Genomic DNA, 21,271 nt, shown 5'->3' on the forward strand with positions numbered 1-21,271 from the left:
AGCGACCATCACTTGATGTCAGGGGGTTGGGTAGCAACGGAACAAAGGACCGACACAAGAAGCTTTCTCGGACCGAAGGGCCGTTACACGACTTGTACACGACTTGGGAATGTTAACCTGGGGGCTGCATTAGCTCGATGGTGATACCATCCGGGCCGGAGATGTACGCAACCATTGTTCCGGATCGGGGCCCGGCTGGTATTGGTTGCGGCGACCCCTTCACTGCCCACCCCGCCGTCTCAACCCGCGCGATCGCCTTGCGGATATCCGCAACCGTGATGGCGATGTGGGCAGCGCCGATCGCACCTGCGCTACGAGGCGTCTGACCCAGCGTAGGGCCCGTCGAATATTCAAGAAGCTCAATAGGGTAGCCGTTTGGAGCAGTCACCAGCGCCATTCGGCATCGCGGATCGTCAACCCCCGTGGCCTCTCTGAGGAACTCTCCACCCATCTCTCCCCGGCGCGCCAGGTCGAAGCCCAACGCCTCAGTCCAAAACTGGATCGCCTCCTCTAATGAGGCGACCGAGAATCCCATATGGTCCACAGCTATAACGCCAGCATCTTCGGCCATTTTTTAATCCTTCATATCGACCAGTTATGTCTATGCCCGAGTCAAGGATGATTTTGAGGCTTCACCACTAGGCCTATCCCTACAGGTGCGGTGATGGTGACTGCTCTCGACCCAGAGCAGACAACTACCAGGCCATCAAGCAAGCATATCAGTCAACGGCATTCTTGAGGCGGCCAGAGATCAACAGCGCCGTAAGAACCGAAGAAGTGTGGAGGGCTTGCCCAAGAAAACCGTCGCGCAGCCGGGCAATAAGCTCCGGGATTGGCATCAGGTGCACAGTTAGCCCCTCTTCGCCGGCCTCAAGCTGCTGCTTGCCGATTGGCGTTGCGTTATGAGCGAGGAGTGTGTGCAGGCGATTTGTGTGTGAGGCAGGGTTAGGGAAGAGCGTCGTGATCAGTTCAATCTTCTCAGCCCTGTAGCCTGTCTCTTCCTCAAGCTCGCGACCGGCCGCGGCGCAAGGATCAGGATCATTGGGGTCAATGCCACCGCCGGGAATTTCCCAGAAAGTCTGTCCTGCAGCATGGCGATACTGCTTCGTCAGCAATATCTGCTCATCGGGCGTGATTGCCACAACATTGATCCAGTCCGAATAGGATAGCACGTAATACGGACTGATCTCGTGCCCTCCAGGGGTGATACATTTGTCAGCGCGAAGATCAATCCAGCGATCTTTCACAATCGTTTCTGATGTAACTGTTATCCAGCGTTCTTGCATGCTGATCCCCGAAGCCCGTTCATCGCGTGCTACCGTAGGGCAAATCCATATATCCGCAATGACCGCTGTTGGCGCTTAGTTGCCTTCGCGGCCCCATCGCCCTGATCTAAAACGCTATTGGCGAGGCCGGCTTCGATTTCTGAGATCTAGCGTTGTCGCGATAGCCCATTCGGGGGCATGTGCGGACAGGCGTTCCCATCACATCTTCCTGTTGAGCGCAAAAGCCTCCCGCCTATATTTCCAAAATTGAGCGGCGAACGGCGGTCGATGGTGAGTGACGGCCTTGCCGGGCGCAAAGAGATCGAAAATAGGTGCACGATGGACCCATTCGATACGCTTGCCGATGTTATCATGCACTGGGTCCATCGCGATAGACCGCAGACCGCTCTGCGTATTTGCTTGGAGTGGCTCGGCCTGTTGCTGTGCCTCGTGCTCACCGGCGCGAGCCTTTTCCTTCAATTCCGTTAGGTGGGCGTGACGGATATGACAGAACCGAAAAAGTAGCGCCGTGTTTACGTTCTCACCCTCGGACTTTCGCTATCAAATCCTGCCGAAACGGGTACTCACGCACGAGCAGATCGACGATATACGCGAAATCATCTCGAAGAACCGAGCCTGAAACGACATAACACCGTCCAATGCTGGCATTGGTTGATGTCTACCCTTTGGCCTTCGTGTTCTGTTCAGGCATCTTAGATTGGGTTGGTTTGTAAACAAAGCCGGGCTCTTCGGAAAGCGAGTATATTTTGGTGATCAATCCAGTCTTTACCGCCTCAGCGTGCAAAACATTATACATGCCGTTCGGTGTTGCCAGCCCCATTATCGCGAAAATATCTCCGGACCTGACGCCCATAGTGTCGAAGTATTTAGCCAGTTCTTTTTTTTCTAAATCGTCTTTGCGGGTCGAGATGGCATCAAGATTACGCTTATGAGCGGGACCGTAATTCGAGTCTTTTTTGCCATTCATAATTTGATGAAGACCAATGTATGCGTTCGTTGCTGTCGCGCGCACCACGCCCCCTGCGACAATGAACGGACATGCAGAAAAACAATAAGCTCCACCGCTGTGCACGGTCCCCGATGACCATCCGCTCTTTACCGTTTTTGCGGTGCATCGCGGATCAAGCATTGGACAATCGTTTAACTGCGTCCGCCCAATTGCTGTGTCTAGCCCGGCATTTCGGATCATCCGCCCAATGGCCAGCGCCGCGTCGACGTCGCCTCCTCTAGATTGGATCACGACGGGCAGCTTGCGGTTCTTGAGACGCTCTAGAAATACGGCAAATCGAGCGGGGGTCGAACGGGTGATGCGACCCTCTGCCGACACCCATTGGACACATTCGACGCTACAGTCGCCATCGGACACAAGGATAAATGTCATTGGGCGGGTACTAGGATCGTTGGCTGCAGAAGTATATGTTGCGAAAAAAGTGATGAATACTATCGCGAGGACGGCGCTCGAAAACGCCGCAAATAAAGACCGTGACGGCATGCGTTACCCCAAAGAAAGTCGTAGAGATCTACGGCATCGCTTTAGTTGTAGCAACGGTCTTTCGATGCTGGCTTTGAGGACGGCAGACTTAAGCATACATCATAAGTACAAGCGATCATGCAATCGGGCTGAGATGAAACCTTGATGACAATTCTGACGATAAGTGTAAGTGGCAGGACCAAGATACCCGGACGCCAAAACCCGATTAGAAGAAGATGAAGATGCGAAGGGAGCATAGGCAGCCGCCTCGGTCATCAGCGGTTTGCATCGACATTATCGAAGCTGCACGCCTTCGTTGAATTGCTTGCGTTTGATCAGCGTCGCGTTACATTTTTGGTGGATACAACCAGCGCGGCAAGGAGCTGTTTATGAAGCTCAGAATCTACGATGAGGGGTTGGAGCTCTCATATCGCAATATGCCTCCTGTCTGGATACATGTCAGTATCCTGTTTCTAGTGGTGTTCATAACTGTCCCCATCTGGAAGGACTTCACCGCCAGTGACATCATCACTGCGCTTTTGGTGGCTTTCGGGATCATATTTTCTATTTTCGCGCACGAGGTAGCACATGCCTGGGCAGCTGTCAGGCTTGGCCATCGCGCCACCATGATCGTGATGAGCTCAGCGGGAGGAACAGCGATTTGGGAGACAGATAGGTACAGACGCAGGGATGACTGCCTGATTACGATGGCTGGACCGTTGGCGAATCTCGCCCTCGGACTCTTCTGTCTGACCATTTATCACTTGTTCGCAATCGATCCCATGGCGGGGCCTACACTTGGGCCGGATGGATCTTGGTACGATCCAGAGCCGCTTTTACCTTGGTTCGTCTTACGCACGCTCGACTGGCTGAGCGTGCTCAATTTCGTCTGGACATTCGTTAATCTTCTTCCCGCCTATCCTCTGGATGGTGGGCACTTACTCTCGAACCTTCTCGAAGCGAGGTTTGGACGACGTCGTGCTTTGTTTTGGACAGGCCTTTGTGGAACGGTTCTGGCAGTGCTTTCGAAGGTTATCTTTTGTGTTGGCGTTCTGGGCGGGCTCGTTATCTTGTGCCCACCGGCTTTTCGGCCGAACATCAGCGCCCTGAAAGCCAGCCGGCTGAAACCTCCCCGGCTTGTCAGCAGACGGACATCATCCTGATTTAAAATTCACCCGGAAGGAGGCGCTGTGCAAGGGCCGGCTCCCTCCACACCGATCGCCCCGCAAGCAAAGCCGCCCGCCTACATCTCCAAAATCGAGCGGCGGACGCGGCCGATGATGAGGGGTTCGTTGTCGGGGATGATGGGTTCGTGGGCGGGGTTGGTGGAGACCGGTTCGAATCGCATGGGGGAGGGGCGATACCGCTTGTAGGTAGCATTTCCATCCGGGTCTGCGATGACGTAGCAGGCGTTGGAGACGAGCCGCTTGTCGGTTCGGTCGACCACGATGACGGATTCGGGCGGGGAAATGCGGTCCATGGAATCGCCCGTGACCGAGAGCGCGATCCAATCGCCATTGTCAGGCAGATCCGATATGCGGATGGCGCCGATTGCCTCGTCGGTGATGTCCTCGCGCATCATCGCGCCGGCACTTACCCATGAAATCAAAGGGATAACCTTGGTCGGCATGCCCGTCGTGCCTGGCGTGAAATCCTCGTCGATCTCGTGAACGGCAACGCCGAGCGCTGCTGCAATGGCGGGCAGCTCGGTCGTCTTGTTGTTTTCGCCGCGCTCCAGTTGCGAGATCAGCTGCTGGCTCACGCCAGCTTTGGATGCAAGCAATGCTTGCGACAAGCCGCTTATCTTCCTGATGCGTCTGAGGTTTTCCGCAATCGTGCTCATAGCCGATCTTACCAGCTTTCTTGTGGAATTGCATACAAGGAAACTAGTTGACAGAATGATCGCGGTTTACTAGTTTCCTTGTATGGACAAATTACAGATTTACGGCGCGGAACCCATGGTTTCCCGCGCAGGGCCGGCCTTTGCCTGCCGCCTGCTTTTGCCTTCTTGGCATTGCTTTTCTTCATGGTCTTGCTTGTCGCCCTTGGTTGGCGGCTGGCGTCTTAGCGTGCCTTCAACTGGCCTGGCTTCCTCCGGCTTCTCTCAAGGGAGGGCCGGTCGATGAGCATCGAGATGATGAGCGCTGTCTCGCGCGCCGATATCCGCCCCAGCGGGCGTAAGTTCGTGCTGCTGGCGCTTGCCAATTATGCCGATAAGGAGGGGCGGTGCTTTCCCTCCGTCGCACAGATTGCGGGCTTTACCGGCCAGGCACAAAAGACGGTGCGCGATCACCTGGAGGCGCTTTGCGCTGCCGAGCTCATCAGCAGGGCGCGCTATCGCTGCAAGGATGGCACGCTTGGCCGCTATCGCTTCCGTCTGCATCGCGAGGTTCTACCAGCGGCAAAATCGGCCAGAGGCGAAAAAGGGCCTGCGCCAGCGGCGAAATCTGCCGCACATAACCGTCAACTGGAACCATCACCTCTTTCTTCTTCCCGTGCGCCGGCTGGCGATTCCTGGTTGGTGAAAGACTGTGCCGGGGAAGGGCGGGGCACGGCACGAGAAGCCGATGCCTTAAGGGCTGAGCCAACAGGCGGCGAGACAACAGGCAGCGAGACAACGGGGGCCGATACCGGGGCGGCCGGAAGAGGTGTGTCCACTCTACGGCAGGGCAGCGAGCCGCCGGCAGAGGATCGGTCTGAGCAGCGCTTCGGCCGCGAATTTTCCGAATGGTTCTGGCCGGCCTATCCGCACAAGATCGGGCGACCGGTGGCGCTCGCCGCTTTTGTGAAGGCGAGGGACAAGGCCGGGCTTGCCGCCATCATGGCAGGGCTTTCCCGCTATGCCGCCAAGCGCGACGATCGGCCCTGGTGCAACCCCGCGACCTGGCTGAACCAGGAGCGCTGGACCGACGAGCCGGCTGCTTGCGGCCCGCCGCGCGACAAACCCGGTGTTTCAGGCATGCCCGGCATTTTAGGCATGCCCCGCATTTCAGGCATGCAAAGGCCGGTGCACAGCCCGCAAGGCGCGCCTTTCCCCGAGACCTCATCGTCAAAAACCATTCTCGAACTTATCGACGAAAGACTGGAGCAGAACCATGCAGCAAGCATCGCAGAGCCGTTTGACGGCCAATTCACCGGGTCAACCGAGGGACGCCTCAGGGGCATCGTCAGCGGCCCGATCCCAGACGCAGAGCCTTGCCATGGAGCGCTTGCTGCGGCCGATCTTCGTTTGCCTGCCGCTGCCGCGCGGCATTGATGGAGAGGCGTTGCTCGGCCAGTATCACTATGCGCTTGCCGGCCTCAGTCTCGAAGCGCTGAAAAGCGTGGTTTCCAAGCTGGTCAAGGGCACCTGGGGCGAGGAGATGCGCTTTTGCCCGCGCCCACCACAGCTTGCGAATATGGTGCGCCAGGAGGAGCGCCGGTTGCGCGCCGCTTTGCCGGCTGCAGCGTCTCCTGCCGGGCCGGCACGCGCCTGGACTGGCGGAAAGCCGCCGCTTTTCGCAGCCATGCAGAAGAAGTGCGCGCGCCGCACGGTGCTGGCGCGTGATGTGGCGGCCGCCGCCTTTCGCGCCCGGGAATGGCCCGTCGGTTCGGTCTATGTGCCGATCCTCGGCTGCGTCTTCGCGCCTGATGCACCTTATGCGCCTGATGTGTCTGACGGCAATCGGCCCCTCGTCGAGGCTCGGTCAGTGGATAGTGCTGTTGCCGATGGGAGCGATACATTCCTCGATGCGCTAGGCGCGGAAACCGGGAGGGTGCTGGCATGACCGGACCTTCCATCGCGCCCATCTTTTCGCCCGATCGCAAGCCCTTGCCACAGGCAGCGATCCTTGCCGAGCAGCTTTTGACGCAGAGCCTTCGGGAGGTTGCCGCCCTTTACGGCGTGACGCCTTCTGCCGTCTGCGTAAGGCTGCGCCGCGCCGGCATGGCGCGCGGCAAGCCCAAGCCGCGCCGCGCCAAGGGCGCGCAGCTTGCCGCGCCTGCCCCGCAGCCGAGGCCGCTGCGGCCAGGGCAGATCCGCCGCGTCACCCGCATCACCGAAATCGGCGCTGCGGTCAGCGTCGCCTGGGTGTCGATCCTCGACGGCTGAAGCCGCCGTCGCGCCGCCGGTATGTCGCCGGCGGTGAAATTTCCTCGCCTGTCTTTGCCGGCAGGTCTTTTTCCCAAAGGGAGCAGTCGCATGGGACAGGAACAAACGTCACAATGGTTTGCGGTGAAGGCCGCGCCGGGCTCGCAAAAGCCGCAGCGCGAATACAAGGCCGAGCAGACGCGCTCGAAGAAAGGCTATCGCATTGTGCCGAGCCTTAATCCGCATGTCTCCGCCATCGAGCTGGCGCTGACCAAGGCCGGCTTCGACTGCTATATGCCGGCCGAAAAGCGTCTGGTGCGCGACCGGCGTCATACCGATCTTTGGAAGCCGCGCCGCTTTGCGCTGCTGGTCGGGTATATTTTCGTGCATGCGCCGCGCGACTGGCGGGCGTTGAAAGCCACACCCGGCGTTTCGGGCGTCGTCAGCGACGGGCAGGGCCGGCCGCTGCCGGTCTCCTGGGACGATATCTTGATGCTGCGCGCCACGGAGGCGCAGTCGGAAGCCGAGTTCGAACGGCGCGCCAAGCTGGCTCGCCAGAAGCTGCGGCAGAAATCCAAAAGCGATGCCCGCCTGAAGGAGCTGATCGCTCGGCTCGACATGGCCGGCATGCTGACCGTGCCGCTGGAGGAGATGCTGGCGGCCGGATAAGCGTCGGCATCAAATCGGGAGGTCAGGTCGCGAACCGCGCATTTTCCGCCGGTTCGCAATCTGCAATTTTATTTGGTCAGAAATTGTCCTGATCGTTTAGAAATTTTAAAAGAAAGTTTGGTTGAATCTAAACTGTCTAATGCAGGCTATGGGCGAAAAGTCTGCGGGGCGGAAGATCGGATTTCAAAGCGTTGTCTCGCTGGCTAGCGTGACAAGAGGGGATTGGGGCGCATGGCATTTTCTAAATATCTGAAGGCAGGCAGGCTTTCCGACGACATGGCGGCGCTGTCGCGCTCCCAGGCGATGATCTGGTTTACCCCCGACGGCACCGTGATCGATGCCAATGAGAATTTCTGCAAGACGGTGCATTACGAGCGCACTGAAATCATCGGCAAGCATCACCGCATGTTCTGCGAGGAAAAGCTTCGCAGCTCGCCCGACTATGTCACTTTCTGGAAAGAGCTGGCGGCGGGCCAGTTCAAGACCGGCCAGTTTCGCCGCCAGACCAAGCAGGGCGAGGATGTCTGGATAGAAGCGACCTACAATCCCGTCATGCACGGCGGCAAGGTGGTGCGCATCCTGAAGATCGCCACCGACATTACCGCGACGAAGATCGAAGCGCTGCGCAATGCAAACCGCCTGCGCGCCATCGATCAATCGCAGGCGATTATCGAATTCGAAACGGATGGCACCGTCACCAAGGCGAACGACATGTTCCTCGGCGCCATGGGATATCGCTCGGAGGAAATCGTCGGCAAGCATCACAGCATGTTCTGCGATCCGGATTATGTGAAGACGCCGGACTATCCGCGCTTTTGGGAACGGCTGCGCGCCGGCGAGTTCATTGCAGACAATTTCCTGCGCATCGGCAAGGGCGGCAAGCATGTCTGGATTCAGGCAGCCTATACGCCGGTCTTCAACTCGCGCGGCGTCGTCTATCAGGTGATCAAGGTTGCGACCGACATCACCGCGCGCATGGATGCCGTGGTCAAGATCAGCAAGGCGATCGGCCAGCTTGCTGACGGGGATCTCACCGTACAACTCGATGACAAGCTCGACCAGGCGCTGGAAACGACCCGCCAGGATTTCAACAATGCGGCGCGCTCGCTGGAAAACACCGTTTCCACCATTCGCCATTCGGCCGAAACGCTCGCTGCGAATGCCCGCGTGATCCACGACGTTTCCGATAACATCGCCAAGATTGCCGAAACGCAGGCCGCTTCGGTGGAAGAGACGGCGGCCGCGCTCGACCAGATCACCCAGACGGTGCGCGATTCCAGCGCGGGCGCCGCCAATGTCAGCACCCTAGTGGCGGCGACGCGCTCCGGCGCTGAAGCCTCCGGCATTATCGTCAAGGATGCAACGGCCGCCATGTCGCGGATCGAAAACTCCTCCAAGGAGATCGAAAACATCATCGGCGTGATCGACGAGATCGCCTTCCAGACCAACCTTCTGGCTCTGAATGCCGGCGTCGAGGCAGCGCGTGCCGGGGAAGCCGGCAAGGGCTTTGCAGTGGTTGCGCAGGAAGTGCGTGAGCTTGCCCAGCGCTCGGCCACCGCCGCCAAGGAAATCAAGACGCTGATCGCCACCTCTGCCGATGCGGTCAAGCATGGCGTCCAGCTCGTCGACATGACCGGCAAGGCGCTGGAAGAGATCGTCAGTCAGGTCAAGGGCGTTGACCAGAACGTCGAGGCGATTTCCGTGGCAACGCGCGAACAGGCCTCGCAGATCAACGAAATCAACGCTTCGATCGGCATGCTCGACAAGAGCACGCAGAAAAACGCCGCAACCGTCGAAGAGGCCAATGCCGCCTCGCAGACGCTTGCCGCCGAAGCGACCGCTCTTTACGAGCTCGTCGGCCGCTTCAAGGTTTCTGCCTCGGAAGCGCCGGGCGAGGTAAGACGCACGGCCCGTCACGCCGCTTGACGCTGTAAAGTCTGATCGAAAGACCTGCCTATCTGGTGATCGGCCCGCATCGGCGGGCTGATCCTCTTGTCCGGGTGTTTTGCAAGCGCAACCGGACATATCTCCCCGCTTGGGCAGGAGAACAAAAGGATCGAATTCCTGTACGAAAGCGTACATTTTCGCCTTACTCTGTGGTGAAACGCAGTTTACCTTCGAGGAAAATAGATTTTTCTTCGACAACCTCTGGGTTTATTTAGAAAGCGGCGTTGATATATAAGCCATTGTTAAGTGCACACGTGTTCAAGTCCTCTCATGCCCCGGAGGACTATCGTGTCATTGCTTGCCCGCATCTTCGCTCTCCTCATTTTATTTTTGTCCCATACAGCTTTTGCCGCGAGCGACGATTGGCAAGTTGCCAAGACCAGCAGCGGGGTTCAATACACGCTCGATCGGGTCAGCTGGACTGCCCTGCATGAGGGCGATGTCGTTCCCAACAAGGCCTGGATATGGACAGGCCCGCGGGCGCGCGCGCAGCTGGTGCGCGGGGTTGAAACGATCGGCTTCCAGCCGAACACCTTGGCATCCATCACGACGACGTCAGGGCTCTTTACCGGCAGAAAGACGCAGATCGTTCAGCAGATCGGGGATCTCGATCTTGAGATCGAAAAGCGCAACCAGCCCCATACGACGGTCGAAACGCCTTATCTTGCGGCCGTCGTGAAAGGCACGATTTTCCACGTTCGCGTTCAAAAGACCACGGCCTCCGTTTCCGTCGATCGCGGGCTGGTGCAGGTCACGTCCTTTGCGAGCGGCCAGCAGACCAATGTCGGGCCGCATCAACGCGCGACGGTGGATAAAAAGACGGGAATGAAGGTGGCAGGTCTGACCGTCGCTCCCTCCATTACCTCGGTTGCCCCCTCGGTTGCAAAAGTGACGGCGCTTGGCGCAACAACGCTATCCGGCCAGGAGGCCGTCAGCGCAGGCACGAGCCAATCATCAGCGGCATCGGGATCGGCTAGCAGCTCCAACGCCGAGACCGCCGGGGAGAGTAAGAGTTCTGCGAGCGGCGCGTCCAGCAGTGGGGCGTCCGGAAGCGGCACAGGCAATGGTGGAAGCAGGGGCGACAGCCGCCGTGACGAAGGGGCCGTGGCCGGAGCAACCGGTAACGCCGGGAGCAAGGATGGCGGAGCATCCGGTAAGGGCAATAACGGGAACGGCAATTCCGGCGGCAATGGCAACGGGAATGGAAACGGCAATTCCGTCGGCAACGGGAATGGAAACGGTAACGCCGGGGGCAACGGCAATGGAAATGGAAACGGCAATTCCGGCGGCAACGGCAATGGAAATGGAAACGGCAATGCCGGCGGCAACGGCAACGGGAATGGGAACGGCAATGCCGGCGGCAACGGCAACGGGAATGGAAACGGTAATGCCGGCGGCAACGGCAATGGGAATGGAAACGGTAATGCCGGCGGTAACGGCAACGGGAATGGAAACGGTAATACCGGCGGCAACGGCAACGGCAATGGAAACGGCAATGCCGGCGGTAACGGCAACGGGAATGGAAACGGCAATGCCGGCGGTAACGGCAACGGGAATGGAAACGGTAATGCCGGCGGCAACGGCAACGGCAATGGAAACGGCAATGCCGGCGGCAACGGCAACGGGAATGGCAACGGCAATTCCGGCGGCAATGGCAATGGCAAGCATACTGGAAACAATCAGCCATGAAGCCAGCCGCCGTCTTGTCCCTCTTGAAACGCGGGAGCCTGTCGACGGCTAGCCTGAGGGCAGTTCTGATCGTTCTGATGCTGATGATGGCCGCGCTCGGCGCCAGGATCCAGCCCATCACGCAGCTCGATCAGGATTTTGTTGCCGACCGATTTTCCTGGGCGCCGCGCAAGGCGAGCGGCAAGTTCGTTTTTCTCGCTATCGACAAGCTGACGCTCGATAAAGTGGGCGTCTGGCCGTGGCCGCGAAGCATCTACGCCGAGGCGCTGGAAAAATTATCCGCCGCTGATGTCGGCGATATCTTTATCGACGTCGATTTTTCGACGCCCTCGACACCTTCAGAAGACGAACGCTTCGCCGACGCTCTCGATGCGGCGGGAGGCGGGGTGCTGCTGCCGATTTTCCGGCAGGCGGCATCGGCCGGATCGCGGCAAGCCAGTCTGTCAAAACCGATTCCTGAGCTTTTGGCCAAGGCCTGGCCGGTCTTTGCTGACGTGCCTGTCGATCGCGATGGCGTCGTGCGCCGCTTTTACCTTGGCGGCGATGCCGATGGCAGCCCGGTGCCTTCGGCCGGTGCGGCCCTTTCGGGCGTCAGCACATCTTATGGCAGCCAGCTCATCGATTTCTCCATCACGCCGGCAAGCGTGCCCACCTATCCGCTTATCGATCTTCTGTCGGGTAAGATCGGCAAGGGAGAGCTTGCCGGGCGCAGCATCGTTCTTGGCGCTTCGGCCGTCGAGCTGAAGGATATCTTCAGCGTTCCCACGCATCCGGCGCTGGCAGGACCGCTCATCCATATCCTCACGGCCGAAACGCAGCTTCAAGATCGTGAGCTTTGGGAAATCGACCAAACCCTTCTCAATCTTGGCCTTGCCGCAGCGCTGGTCATCGCGATGCTGCGCTTTCGCGCCTTCGGCCTCATGCCTACGTCGCTTTCGATGCTATGCATCGGAGCGGGCGTCGAGGCCATCGCCTTTTTCCTGCAAAGCCGCCATGGGATCTTGCTGGGAACCGCCGTTCCCTGGTCGCTTCTGGCGCTGGCATGGGTGATTGCCCTGAATGAGCGCATCAATATCGGCGAGACGCTTGCCGCGCTGGCCAATCGCAATGCGCGAAATTCCCGCCGGATGATCAAGAGCATCATTGCCGACAGCTCCGACGGGATCGTGACCTTCGACGCGGATCAGAAGGTCAGTGAAATCAGCGCTAAGGCCGCTTCGCTGCTTGGTATCGGGATCGGCGACCCGATGGCGGCCATGAGTGAACCCGTTCTTGCGCAGGCTGTTCGGCAATTGCTTGCCAAGGGCGGCGGCAAACGCGAGGACAAAAACTCGATCACCCTCGAATTTGCGAGCGGAGAGGGCGCGTTCTTCGAAGCGGTTCTCACGATTGCCTATCCGGAAGGGGAAGGCCATGGGCAGGAGCCCGCCTTCGGAGGCTCCATCGTCATCCGCGACATTACCGAGAGAAAGCTCTACGAGCAGAAATTGAAGCATCTTGCCGAAACCGATGCTTTGACCGGCCTTCTCAACCGCAGGACATTTCTCGATCGGATCGGCGAGCATCATCGCAGCCTCGTCCTCCTCGATATCGAACGCTTCTCGAATATCTGCAGCACGCTTGGACGCGAGGCTGGCGATGGGCTTTTGAAAGCCGTAGCCAACAGGCTGCGGGATACGATGCCGGATCGGCTCATTGCGCGTATCGATGGCGATCTTTTCGCTCTTCTGGTGGCTGATGAGGGCAAGCCTTCGGCCGAGCAGGCCGACGATCTCCTGCAGCTTTTCAAGGATCCGCTGTCGATCAAGGGCGCGCTGACCACGATTTCCGTTCGCATCGGACTTGCCGATTGCAACATCGTCGATGCCGAAAGCACACTACGGGCGGCAGAATCGGCGCTCGACGTGGCCAAATCCTCGCCGGTTGCCTGGGCGGCCTATGACCCGCAAATGTCCCTCAGGCAGGCACGCGCCCGCCGCCTTGAGCTCGACCTGCGCAACGCGCTGCGCCAAGACGAGCTTTTCCTCCTGTTTCAGCCGCAGATCGACCTTGCGAGCGGAACATTCCTCGGCGCCGAAGCACTGCTGCGCTGGAAGCATCCGGAGCTTGGCCTGGTTTCGCCGGCTGAATTTATTCCCATCGCCGAAACCTCGGGGCAGATCGTCGATATCGGGCGATGGGTGGTCATGCGCGCCTGCATGGAGGCGGCCTCCTGGCCGAGCGGAACAGTCTCGGTCAATGTCTCCGCGCTTCAATTTGCCCAGCCGGACCTTGAGGGCGATATCCTGCAGGCGCTGAGCGCAAGCGGGCTGCCGGCCTCGCGCCTTTGCGTGGAACTTACCGAGTCTGCCTTCATCGACGACAATGCCAGCTCCATCGGCAAAATGCAGGCGCTCCGCTCTGCCGGAATTTCCCTTGCGCTCGACGATTTTGGAACCGGCTATTCCTCGATGAGCTATCTGGCCGATCTGCCCCTCGACAAGCTGAAGATCGACCAGGCCTTTATCCGGCGGCTCAACAGGGATCGCCACGTGCGCCAGATCGTCAAGGCGATCATATCGCTTGGCCACGACCTCGCGCTTGGGATCATCGCCGAGGGTATCGAGCACGAAGACGAGATGGAAACGCTTCGTCAGTTCGGCTGCGAGGCCGGGCAGGGATATCTCTTCGGAAAACCGCAAAGCGCTGCCGACCTCATCCACCGCGACAGACCGGCGAGAGCCTCTGCCTGAAGCGTTCTTTCAAAGGAAGGGCGGTTGCGGCATTGGCTTTTCAAGTTCGCTTGCGAAGCGCCGACCGGTCTTGGCCTTCTAAAACGGCGGCAAAGTTCCTGCCGATGAGCGGTTCTTAATCGGCTGGCGTGCTCAACCTGATCATGCGTGTTCCAAGCTTTGCGCCGGTTACGGCATCGATGGCGATTGGTTGAATTTCCTTGCCCGTTTCCGCATCGATATAACGGGCGAGATCGCCGCCGCCGTGGCGGTGCGCCCATGCGCCGATCATCATGAGAACGGGCAAAAAATCCCGACCCGCATCTGTCAGAATATATTCATCGCGCGGGGGCTTTTCCGAATAGAGCCGTTTTTCCAGAAGACCGTCCTCGGTCAGCGCTTTCAGTCGCTTGGTGAGCATTGTCGGCACGATGCCGAGGCTCTTCCTGAATTGGTCGAAACGCGTGAGCCCTAAATGGGCATCTCTGAGGACGAGCATGCTCCACGGGTCGCCGACGTAATCGAGCCCCCGAGCGACCGGGCATTGTAGAACCGGATGATCTTTCATTTAGTATCTTTTCGATAGTGACATGATATCGAAAAGATAGTAACACAGTTTCAGAGAATGATCCACGCTTTATGAAAGCAGATAAGATGGCGGACAGAAACAACGCGGTTGCCTTGGTAACCGGCGCTTCCTCGGGCATTGGCCTGGTGATGGCGAAAGCTTTGGTGAAGGCTGGCTACCGCGTGTTCGGCACAAGCCGCAAGCCGATGGACGACACGAATGGTGTAACGATGCTGATCTGTGACGTCACCGACGATGCCTCGGTGCAGGCGCTGATCACCACTATCGTCGACGGGCTGGCCGGATCGATCTCGTGGTAAACAATGCTGGTATCGGCCTGCTCGGCGGCGCGGAGGAATCCTCCATCGTTCAGGCCCAGCGCGTGTTCGATGTCAACGTCTTTGGCATTGTCCGCGTCGTCAATGCCGTGTTGCCCATCATGCGAAAGCAGAAGGGCGGCCGAATCGTCAATATGAGCTCGGCGCTTGGGTTGATCCCTGCGCCTTATAACGCTTTCTACGCCTCTACGAAGCACGCGGTGGAAGGATATTCAGAATCACTCGATCATGAGGTGCGTGGCTTTGGCATCCGCGTCGTGCTTGTCGAACCCGGCGTAACGCGCACGTCGTTCGAAGAGAATATCACCCGCGCCGACCGCCCGCTTTCCGTCTATCAGTCCGAGCGAGTCCGCATTGAGGAGATGATGCGAACCTGGATCGATAAAGGTGACGATCCGCAGGTTGTGGCCGATACCGTCATCAAAGCGGCCACGGCAGAAAGGCCGAGGCTGCGCTATTCGGCAGGCAAACAATCCAGCCAGGTGCGCACCTTGCGTCGCTTTATGCCTGAACGTTTGGTCGACAGGATCTTGCGCAAGGTCAACGGCTTTCACTGACAAGGTCGACGGATCACCGATGCCCGGCTGATGAAAGACCGGTCCCGCGCTTGGGAGCCAATTTTACGATCCATCCCGGAAGCAGCGCCGTTTCGGCGGGTTTTTGGGGATGTGAGGCGCGCGCCTTGCGCAGCCAAAGCCAGCCGCGCAGGCCGCTAATCATCAAGACCAGCAGCAGCGCAGGCAGGATCGCCGCGACGGCAAGATTGGCGATCGCTTCCAGCGACACGCCGCCGTCAAGCGTCGCAGCGCCGAAGAGGGTGAGCGCGAAAAGGATATGCAGAGCAAAGAGGCCAAAGGCATAGGGCGTCAGCTTGGTTTTTCCCGCGCGCAGGCACAAGCCCATCAGCATCAAGGCAAGTCCGATCGGCCCGCCGACCATTATGGGTCCAGTGGTGTCGAGCAGAAAGACCGCTGAGATCAGCAGATAGGCAAGGCCGATGAGGAAGATGGGCAGGCCCGCGAGCCCGACCGCATCACGCGCATCGTCATCATCGCGAATAAACCACCAGAACCCGATCGGCTGGTTCGTCATCGATACCTCACGCTTCGGTGCCCTCACAACCTTCGGCTGAGCTTTTCAGCGATGCTACAGCACCAGCTCGAAATTCGGAACCGGCTTTCAATTTGGCTGCCAGCGATGGACGGCATTGAACGCATAGATACCCGATGACATCGTTCGTAGGCAGCGAAACCCTCCGCGTCACGCTTTTTGAGGGGCGGCCTTTGAAGCAGGTGGCAGAGGTCAGCTCGCGTCTCTCCCGCCGGTCCGCCTTGCAGGGCGCCAGAGGCCAATCCGACCCGCTAAAAAGCTACCAATGCTTGTAATCTTCGAATCTCTTGCTCTATAGTGACCGAATCATCATGAGGTTTGACCGATGATCCGGGGGAAACTTTCAGCAAGCGATCTGCCGCTTTACGACAACGACGTGGCCTTATGCCAAAAGGTCTTCTATCACGTCTGCGCGGCGAAAAAGATCAAGACGCGCGAGGCGCGCGAGGAACTCGCCCGCCAGATCATCAGCCTTTACCAGACCGGCGTGACACAGGAAGCGACGCTGATGCGCACGCTCATGTAGGCGAGCCGCACCAGATCTCCACCAGGCCTCGTTTTACAAACCTCATCTCTTGCCGAAAATATGCGTGCACCTGCGGCAAGGCACTGCTCGCGTGGCCAAATCCATGGGCTTGCTTCTGATCTCCTTCCCGGGCTGACGGCGTGCGCGACAATTGCTCCTGACCAGGCAGCTCGAAAAGCCACGGGCTTGATCCGGCCGCGAAGCCTAAACTAAGTCTCAGGTCCCGTCATACTCGGCCCAGCACATCGGGGTTTCGAAGACCTTGACCAGCACCAGCTCCTTGAGCAGCGGCTTGGCATTTTTCCAGATCCACATGGCGATGTGTTCGGCCGTTGGATTTTCGAGGCCGGGAATTTCGTTCAGCGTATGATGATCGAGCTGGGCAAGCAGCGGGCCGAACACCTTTTCCACGTCAAAGAAATCGATGACGAAGCCGGTGTGCGGATCGACCGGGCCTTCCAGCGTCAGCTCGGCGCGATAGGAATGGCCATGCATGCGGTGGCAGCGATGGGTGGGCGGCACATTAGGCAGCCGGTGGGCGGATTCGAAGGTGAAAGCCTGGACGATTTTCATGGAATACCGATCAGTTTGTGGGTTTGAAGACTGAGCCGCCATTGCGGATGATCAAGGCAATAGGCGGTGATGGCGGCCGTGTTCGCCTCACGGTCGGGCCCGTCCATGGGTTGTAGGAAATAATGATCGAAGGAAAGCCGCGGGAGCGCCTCGGGCATGAGCGCTGGCTGCGGATAAACGAGCTTCAGCTCGTTGCCATCAGTCAGCATCAAAGGCGCGCCCGCTTTGGGGCTGACGCAGATCCAGTCGATGCCGGGCGGCGGCGTCAGCGTGCCGTTGGTTTCGATGGCAATCTCGAAACCTTCCGCATGCACGGCGACGACAAGCGCTTCATCAAGCTGCAGCAGCGGCTCGCCGCCGGTAAAGACGACATAGCGCCGGCGCGTCTCAGGCCCCCAGGTCTCGGCAATGGCGCGCGCCAGCACTGCGGCCGTGCTGAACTTGCCGCCGCCCATGCCATCCGTGCCGATGAAATCCGTATCGCAGAACTGACAGACGGCCTTGGCGCGATCTTCTTCCCGTCCCGACCACAGATTGCAGCCGGCAAAGCGGCAAAACACAGCCGCACGCCCCGCCTGCGCGCCTTCGCCCTGCAGGGTTTTGAAAAGCTCCTTGACGGCATAGCTCATCGTAGAAAACATCCCGACATCAATAAAATGGCCTGCCGCATAACCGATTACTGCCAAAAACGAAACCTTGCAGACGAAATACGGTGATCCCGAGGCAGGCGCCCGCCGTGCCTTTGTTACCTGGCAGACCTGCAAAGCGTCGTTCTTTTCCTGTTGTCATCACCGATTGGCGCATTACTGTGCGGCGCCGTTGGTTTCTTCAAAATGCAAGCCGAAGGTGAAAAATCCTCATGCGAAAATTCCCGCTTCTCGCTGTTTTCTTTGCCGGCAGCCTTTCGCTTCTTGGCCTCGCCGTTTTTGGCGCGCGGGCAGAGGCGGCCGATGGCGGTTGCGGGGCGCGCGTGGCTGAAATCGTTCGCAGCGCCTATCCGAGCGCTAAAGGATCCGGCGACGGCACCTATGAGTTTGACGGGTTCACCATATCGGTGGCGAAGGATGATGCCCTTTCGGCTGTCCCTCAAAATGTGATCTGCCGGGTTTGGCCTGCCCGTCCCGAGCTGACGCTGGTGGCGGTGCCTTTGATGTCGCAGATGTCGGACGATGGAAATACGGGCGATCTTGAGGTGCTGGTGGTCGACAGCGCGACCAATCAGGTGAAGCAGCGGCAGATGTTCAAAAACCTGATGTCGGATGACGCATTGCGCATTACCAGCCTTGCGTTCGACACGGCCTTCTATCAGCTTTCGCCGGGACGGGTGGCGTTCGGTCTGCGCCTGTCGGAAGAGGGCAGCTCGCGGCCAAACCCCTTTGGCGATACGAGCCTGCGGCTCTTCGACATCGATGGTGATCAGTTGCGCCTCATCGTCGACGGCCTGTTGGTGGAGGAAATGGATGGCGAATGGGACACCAATTGCGCCGGCGAGTTTCACACCACCAAGCGCACGCTTTCTATGCAGCCATCGAAGACGAAAGGCTTTGCCGATATCTTGATTGCAGAAGCCCGTACGACGAGCATCAACACGCCGGCCGGCGAGGACTGCAAGAGTGAGGACAAGACTGCCTCTAGCCAGATCCGCCTGCGCTATAACGGCACCGTCTATCCGCTGACGAAGGGGCTGACGCAGGTGCAGGACGCGGATTAGCAGGGATTAAGGGTGGGTGGTGGCTTGCAGATCTGCTTAGACAGTCACTAAAAAATTCTCGATCAGCACCTGCAACTGTATCCGGTCTGCTTTGTCGGTAAGCACATTTTCGACAGTTTCCGCTAGTGGCAACTGGGCGGCTTCGGCCACTCGGATATGAAAACCGTTGATACGCGCGAAGTAGCGGCCAGCAGCCCAGGCTGCGCGCTTGTTGCCTTGCTCGAAAGCATGGGCCTTGCCGATGCCATAAATGAGATCGGCAACGAGGCCGGAAGCCGATATATCGCCTGCATAGGCGAAGCGGTTCTGTACGCGAGAAACGGCAGATTCCAATCCGCCGAGGTCTCTCGTAAAATGATGTTCCGCCGTTCCTTCAAGAAGGGCGGCGTTCAACGCAATGACCTCGTCGGTCGCGATCCAGCGGGGTTCCATCATCAGCGGCCAAGGTAGTCCAGGATAATTTTATCGCTCGCCAGCAGATCGCACGCAAAATCGCGAGGGTCGATCTGCTCTTTGACCGGATTGACCGGCAAATATTTCAGCTCATGGGTGGCGCCGGGCGTCGGTTTAAAATCCGATGAAGCTGCGACAGCGCTTGTAGAGCTATCCTCAGTTTGGCTCGGCAAATCTTCGGCCTTGTCATTGTGCGTCATATCTTCTGCTCTACCGGCATGGCTTCCATCATACGATCTCACCTTAGCGTGGCGGCTTGCCATTGAACAGGGTTAAGGAATGTTCGTTGCGCCTCGAAGGAGAGGCGCAACCCATTTGTTGACGTTCATCTTGCCATCTCAAAACCGGTCGCGGGTTTCGCTTCGTGGGTCTGCGGGCTCTTGGTGGAGATCGTAAAGACCGCTGCGGGCTTTGCGGCGCCAGGGGCGAGCGGGGTGGGTTTCGTTGGGGGCGATGTCGGCTATGCCGAGGGAGGGCAGGCCATCTGCGCTGCATTGGGCAGCCCAGCGGCCGTTCGGCCCGGCGATGCCGGCAGGGCAGGCGAGGCTTTGCGGCGCATGGGCGGAAAGGCTGACCCAAAAGCCATTGCAGGCAGCGTGTCCGAGGGCTTCGGCCGCCAAGGGCGTTTCAAAATCCGGCGCATGGCCTGTGGTGGAAAACAGCACGCAATCGACGTTCAGCCGCTCATATTCCAGAAAGATTTCCGGATAGTGCAGCTCCATGCCGAGCGCGCAGCCGAAACTGACGTCATCGACCATGAAGGTCACCGGGGCGAAACCCGGCGTATACATGAAGGAGATCTTGGTGTCGGAGAGCAGGCGCTCGTCGTAGCGCGTTGCAAGTTCGCCGCGATCGGAGATGACATAGAGGCTGCTGTGTGGCCGGCGCGGCGCACTGAGGCGATGGGCGCTGCCGATCATCGTCCACAGGCGCAGTTCGCCGGCGAGATGCTGGATGGCGGCCAGTTCGCGCGTGAGGGCATCCCAGTCGGCGCGCGTCCAGTCGGCCTCGGCAATGATCTTCGGTCCTTCGCGGGACATGATGCGCTTGTTGGGAAAGCAGATCGCCCCTTCCGGTAGATGCAGGATGCGCGCGCCGGCCGCGCTTGCCGCGCGCATCGCGGCGCGGATTGCCTGGCCGGTAGCGCCGATCTCCTGCCGGTTGCGCGGGTCGCAGGCGTATGGCGTTTGCGCCACGGCAAGGCGCACGATCCGTTTGCGCGTCGGCGGCGTTTCGCTGCGAAGGTGGTGGAGCGCGGCGCAATAGGCTTCGCCGGTCTTGGCGGCTCTGGCGCGCACACGTTTCTTGAAATTTCCGTTTCTGGTCATCATTGGCCCTTTCACGTCCCGGAGGCAAGGTTCCCCAGCAACCGCATCCGACACGGTGGGTCAAAGACGGCGGCCCGAGAAAAGCATCCCTTTGCCTCCGCTGAAAGGCCAAGCTGGGGAGGGCCTTTGGAGGTTTGGCGTGGGCCACGCCGGATGAGAAGATGCAGGGGCAGGCTCGATTCGTCAATCGGCCGCTGAACGGGGACGCAACGATCCTGAGGGGAGCGGATGATGCTTGAAACGGCAGAGGATCTCCAGGCTATTCTGGCGCAAAGCCCGCTTCTTGAGCCTGTGCTTGCGGCTTGGGATCGGTTGGCGCTGCCGGATGTCTGGCTGGCAGCCGGCGCGGTGGCGCAGACGGTGTGGAACCACGGTTTCGGCTTTTCTCCGACGCATGGCATCAACGATATCGACATCGTCTATTTCGATGCGGACGATCTTTCCGAAGCGGCCGAGGCCGATCATGCCCAACGCATACGCTCGCTGTTTTCCGCCCTGGGCACCTGGATCGACGTGAAGAACGAGGCGCGTGTTCACCTCTGGTATGAGGAAAAATTCGGCGCGCCGATCCGCCCCTACCGATCCGTGGCAGACGCGATCACCACCTTTCCCACCACGGCGACGGCAATCGGCGTGCGGCCCGAGGCAGGCGGACTTGCGCTTGAAGCTCCCTTCGGCCTTACCGATCTTGCAGCGCTCACGGTGCGGGCCAACAAGGTGCAGATCACCCGCGATATCTATGAGGCGAAGATCGACCGATGGCAGCGTCTCTGGCCGGGATTGCGGATCATCGACTGGGAGGATTAGCAACTGAAGACAGTT

Annotated in this window: 24 protein-coding genes and 1 pseudogene; 11 read left to right on the forward strand and 14 right to left on the reverse strand. The window is 59.2% G+C overall.

Features of this window, described 5'->3' with window-relative positions:
• Window positions 1-112 precede the first annotated feature (112 nt).
• The 3 genes from VQ830_RS07235 to VQ830_RS07245 all read right to left on the reverse strand — a co-directional run bounded on the left by VQ830_RS07235 (window position 113) and on the right by VQ830_RS07245 (window position 2,778).
• On the reverse strand, window positions 113-571 hold the full coding sequence (locus VQ830_RS07235) for a VOC family protein (protein WP_337267420.1): 459 nt from the start codon (window positions 569-571) through the stop codon (window positions 113-115).
• A 148-nt stretch (window positions 572-719) separates the two neighbouring features.
• Window positions 720-1,286, reverse strand: a complete 567-nt coding sequence (locus VQ830_RS07240) for an NUDIX hydrolase (protein ID WP_337267421.1) — start codon at window positions 1,284-1,286, stop codon at window positions 720-722.
• Window positions 1,287-1,944: 658 nt separating this feature from the next.
• Window positions 1,945-2,778 carry a COG3904 family protein gene (locus VQ830_RS07245; RefSeq protein WP_337267422.1) on the reverse strand — a complete coding sequence of 278 codons (834 nt, stop codon included), beginning with the start codon at window positions 2,776-2,778 and terminating at the stop codon, window positions 1,945-1,947.
• A 368-nt stretch (window positions 2,779-3,146) separates the two neighbouring features.
• On the opposite strand from VQ830_RS07245, the gene VQ830_RS07250 reads away from it, so the two are divergent.
• Window positions 3,147-3,920, forward strand: coding sequence for a metalloprotease (locus tag VQ830_RS07250; RefSeq protein WP_337267423.1), 774 nt, complete (start codon window positions 3,147-3,149; stop codon window positions 3,918-3,920).
• A gap of 80 nt (window positions 3,921-4,000) precedes the next feature.
• Here VQ830_RS07250 and VQ830_RS07255 read toward each other — a convergent pair whose 3' ends face one another.
• Window positions 4,001-4,600: an XRE family transcriptional regulator gene (locus tag VQ830_RS07255; RefSeq protein ID WP_337267424.1), complete on the reverse strand. Its 600-nt coding sequence runs from the start codon at window positions 4,598-4,600 to the stop codon at window positions 4,001-4,003.
• A 279-nt stretch (window positions 4,601-4,879) separates the two neighbouring features.
• Between VQ830_RS07255 and VQ830_RS07260 the strand changes: the two genes are divergently transcribed.
• The 5 genes from VQ830_RS07260 to VQ830_RS07280 all read left to right on the forward strand — a co-directional run bounded on the left by VQ830_RS07260 (window position 4,880) and on the right by VQ830_RS07280 (window position 9,421).
• The gene (locus VQ830_RS07260) at window positions 4,880-6,013 is read left to right on the forward strand and encodes a helix-turn-helix domain-containing protein (RefSeq protein WP_337267425.1); all 1,134 of its coding nucleotides are present in this window, start codon (window positions 4,880-4,882) and stop codon (window positions 6,011-6,013) included.
• Window positions 5,958-6,524 (forward strand): hypothetical protein, encoded by a 567-nt coding sequence (locus VQ830_RS07265; RefSeq protein ID WP_337267426.1) that lies wholly within the window; start codon window positions 5,958-5,960, stop codon window positions 6,522-6,524. Before VQ830_RS07260 ends, VQ830_RS07265 begins: the two co-directional genes overlap by 56 nt.
• A complete protein-coding gene (locus VQ830_RS07270; RefSeq protein ID WP_337267427.1) occupies window positions 6,521-6,847 on the forward strand; it encodes a hypothetical protein in 327 nt (108 codons plus the stop codon). Before VQ830_RS07265 ends, VQ830_RS07270 begins: the two co-directional genes overlap by 4 nt.
• A 90-nt stretch (window positions 6,848-6,937) precedes the next feature.
• Window positions 6,938-7,495, forward strand: coding sequence for a transcription termination/antitermination NusG family protein (locus VQ830_RS07275; protein WP_337267428.1), 558 nt, complete (start codon window positions 6,938-6,940; stop codon window positions 7,493-7,495).
• Between the two features lie 231 nt (window positions 7,496-7,726).
• Window positions 7,727-9,421, forward strand: coding sequence for a methyl-accepting chemotaxis protein (locus tag VQ830_RS07280; protein WP_337267429.1), 1,695 nt, complete (start codon window positions 7,727-7,729; stop codon window positions 9,419-9,421).
• A 576-nt stretch (window positions 9,422-9,997) separates the two neighbouring features.
• On the opposite strand, the gene VQ830_RS28795 is transcribed toward VQ830_RS07280, so the two are convergent.
• The 3 genes from VQ830_RS28795 to VQ830_RS07295 are packed head-to-tail and all read right to left on the reverse strand — an operon-like array spanning window position 9,998 to window position 11,110.
• On the reverse strand, window positions 9,998-10,237 hold the full coding sequence (locus VQ830_RS28795; RefSeq protein ID WP_438617434.1) for a hypothetical protein: 240 nt from the start codon (window positions 10,235-10,237) through the stop codon (window positions 9,998-10,000).
• Window positions 10,237-10,386 carry a hypothetical protein gene (locus VQ830_RS07290; RefSeq protein ID WP_337267702.1) on the reverse strand — a complete coding sequence of 50 codons (150 nt, stop codon included), beginning with the start codon at window positions 10,384-10,386 and terminating at the stop codon, window positions 10,237-10,239. The genes VQ830_RS28795 and VQ830_RS07290 overlap by 1 nt, the downstream gene beginning before the upstream one ends.
• A 10-nt stretch (window positions 10,387-10,396) precedes the next feature.
• Entirely contained in the window at window positions 10,397-11,110 is a 714-nt protein-coding gene (locus VQ830_RS07295) for a hypothetical protein (protein ID WP_337267703.1), read from the reverse strand.
• 17 nt (window positions 11,111-11,127) lie between these two features.
• Here VQ830_RS07295 and VQ830_RS07300 point away from each other — a divergent pair, with 17 nt between their 5' ends.
• Window positions 11,128-13,863 (forward strand): EAL domain-containing protein, encoded by a 2,736-nt coding sequence (locus VQ830_RS07300; protein ID WP_337267430.1) that lies wholly within the window; start codon window positions 11,128-11,130, stop codon window positions 13,861-13,863.
• Window positions 13,864-13,978: 115 nt separating this feature from the next.
• Here VQ830_RS07300 and VQ830_RS07305 read toward each other — a convergent pair whose 3' ends face one another.
• On the reverse strand, window positions 13,979-14,410 hold the full coding sequence (locus VQ830_RS07305; RefSeq protein ID WP_337267431.1) for a winged helix-turn-helix transcriptional regulator: 432 nt from the start codon (window positions 14,408-14,410) through the stop codon (window positions 13,979-13,981).
• A gap of 86 nt (window positions 14,411-14,496) precedes the next feature.
• Between VQ830_RS07305 and VQ830_RS07310 the strand changes: the two are divergent.
• Window positions 14,497-15,305: pseudogene (locus tag VQ830_RS07310) on the forward strand (oxidoreductase).
• A gap of 13 nt (window positions 15,306-15,318) precedes the next feature.
• Here the strand turns inward: VQ830_RS07310 and VQ830_RS07315 are convergent.
• Window positions 15,319-15,840, reverse strand: coding sequence for a hypothetical protein (locus VQ830_RS07315; protein WP_337267432.1), 522 nt, complete (start codon window positions 15,838-15,840; stop codon window positions 15,319-15,321).
• Between the two features lie 343 nt (window positions 15,841-16,183).
• Here VQ830_RS07315 and VQ830_RS07320 point away from each other — a divergent pair, with 343 nt between their 5' ends.
• Window positions 16,184-16,384 carry a hypothetical protein gene (locus VQ830_RS07320; protein ID WP_337267433.1) on the forward strand — a complete coding sequence of 67 codons (201 nt, stop codon included), beginning with the start codon at window positions 16,184-16,186 and terminating at the stop codon, window positions 16,382-16,384.
• 216 nt (window positions 16,385-16,600) lie between these two features.
• Here the strand turns inward: VQ830_RS07320 and queD are convergent, their stop codons facing one another.
• Together queD and queE are read right to left on the reverse strand one after the other, a co-directional pair.
• Window positions 16,601-16,957 carry a 6-carboxytetrahydropterin synthase QueD gene (queD, locus tag VQ830_RS07325; protein WP_337267434.1) on the reverse strand — a complete coding sequence of 119 codons (357 nt, stop codon included), beginning with the start codon at window positions 16,955-16,957 and terminating at the stop codon, window positions 16,601-16,603.
• On the reverse strand, window positions 16,954-17,586 hold the full coding sequence (gene queE / locus VQ830_RS07330) for a 7-carboxy-7-deazaguanine synthase (protein ID WP_337267435.1): 633 nt from the start codon (window positions 17,584-17,586) through the stop codon (window positions 16,954-16,956). The genes queD and queE overlap by 4 nt, the downstream gene beginning before the upstream one ends.
• A gap of 230 nt (window positions 17,587-17,816) precedes the next feature.
• Here queE and VQ830_RS07335 point away from each other — a divergent pair, with 230 nt between their 5' ends.
• Complete coding sequence (locus VQ830_RS07335; RefSeq protein ID WP_337267436.1) at window positions 17,817-18,668, forward strand: PA3715 family protein; 852 nt, start codon at window positions 17,817-17,819, stop codon at window positions 18,666-18,668.
• Between the two features lie 36 nt (window positions 18,669-18,704).
• On the opposite strand, the gene VQ830_RS07340 is transcribed toward VQ830_RS07335, so the two are convergent.
• The 3 genes from VQ830_RS07340 to VQ830_RS07350 form a co-directional block, all read right to left on the reverse strand.
• Window positions 18,705-19,103 carry a Fic family protein gene (locus tag VQ830_RS07340; RefSeq protein WP_337267437.1) on the reverse strand — a complete coding sequence of 133 codons (399 nt, stop codon included), beginning with the start codon at window positions 19,101-19,103 and terminating at the stop codon, window positions 18,705-18,707.
• Window positions 19,103-19,321: a hypothetical protein gene (locus tag VQ830_RS07345; protein WP_337267438.1), complete on the reverse strand. Its 219-nt coding sequence runs from the start codon at window positions 19,319-19,321 to the stop codon at window positions 19,103-19,105. The genes VQ830_RS07340 and VQ830_RS07345 overlap by 1 nt, the downstream gene beginning before the upstream one ends.
• Window positions 19,322-19,459: 138 nt before the next feature.
• The gene (locus tag VQ830_RS07350) at window positions 19,460-20,449 is read right to left on the reverse strand and encodes a carbon-nitrogen hydrolase family protein (RefSeq protein ID WP_337267680.1); all 990 of its coding nucleotides are present in this window, start codon (window positions 20,447-20,449) and stop codon (window positions 19,460-19,462) included.
• A 231-nt stretch (window positions 20,450-20,680) separates the two neighbouring features.
• Here VQ830_RS07350 and VQ830_RS07355 point away from each other — a divergent pair, with 231 nt between their 5' ends.
• Entirely contained in the window at window positions 20,681-21,256 is a 576-nt protein-coding gene (locus VQ830_RS07355; RefSeq protein WP_337267439.1) for a nucleotidyltransferase family protein, read from the forward strand.
• The last annotated feature ends 15 nt before the right edge of the window (window positions 21,257-21,271 follow it).

This window comes from Oryzifoliimicrobium ureilyticum, from assembly GCF_037199735.1.
Taxonomy (GTDB): domain Bacteria; phylum Pseudomonadota; class Alphaproteobacteria; order Rhizobiales; family Rhizobiaceae; genus Rhizobium; species Rhizobium ureilyticus.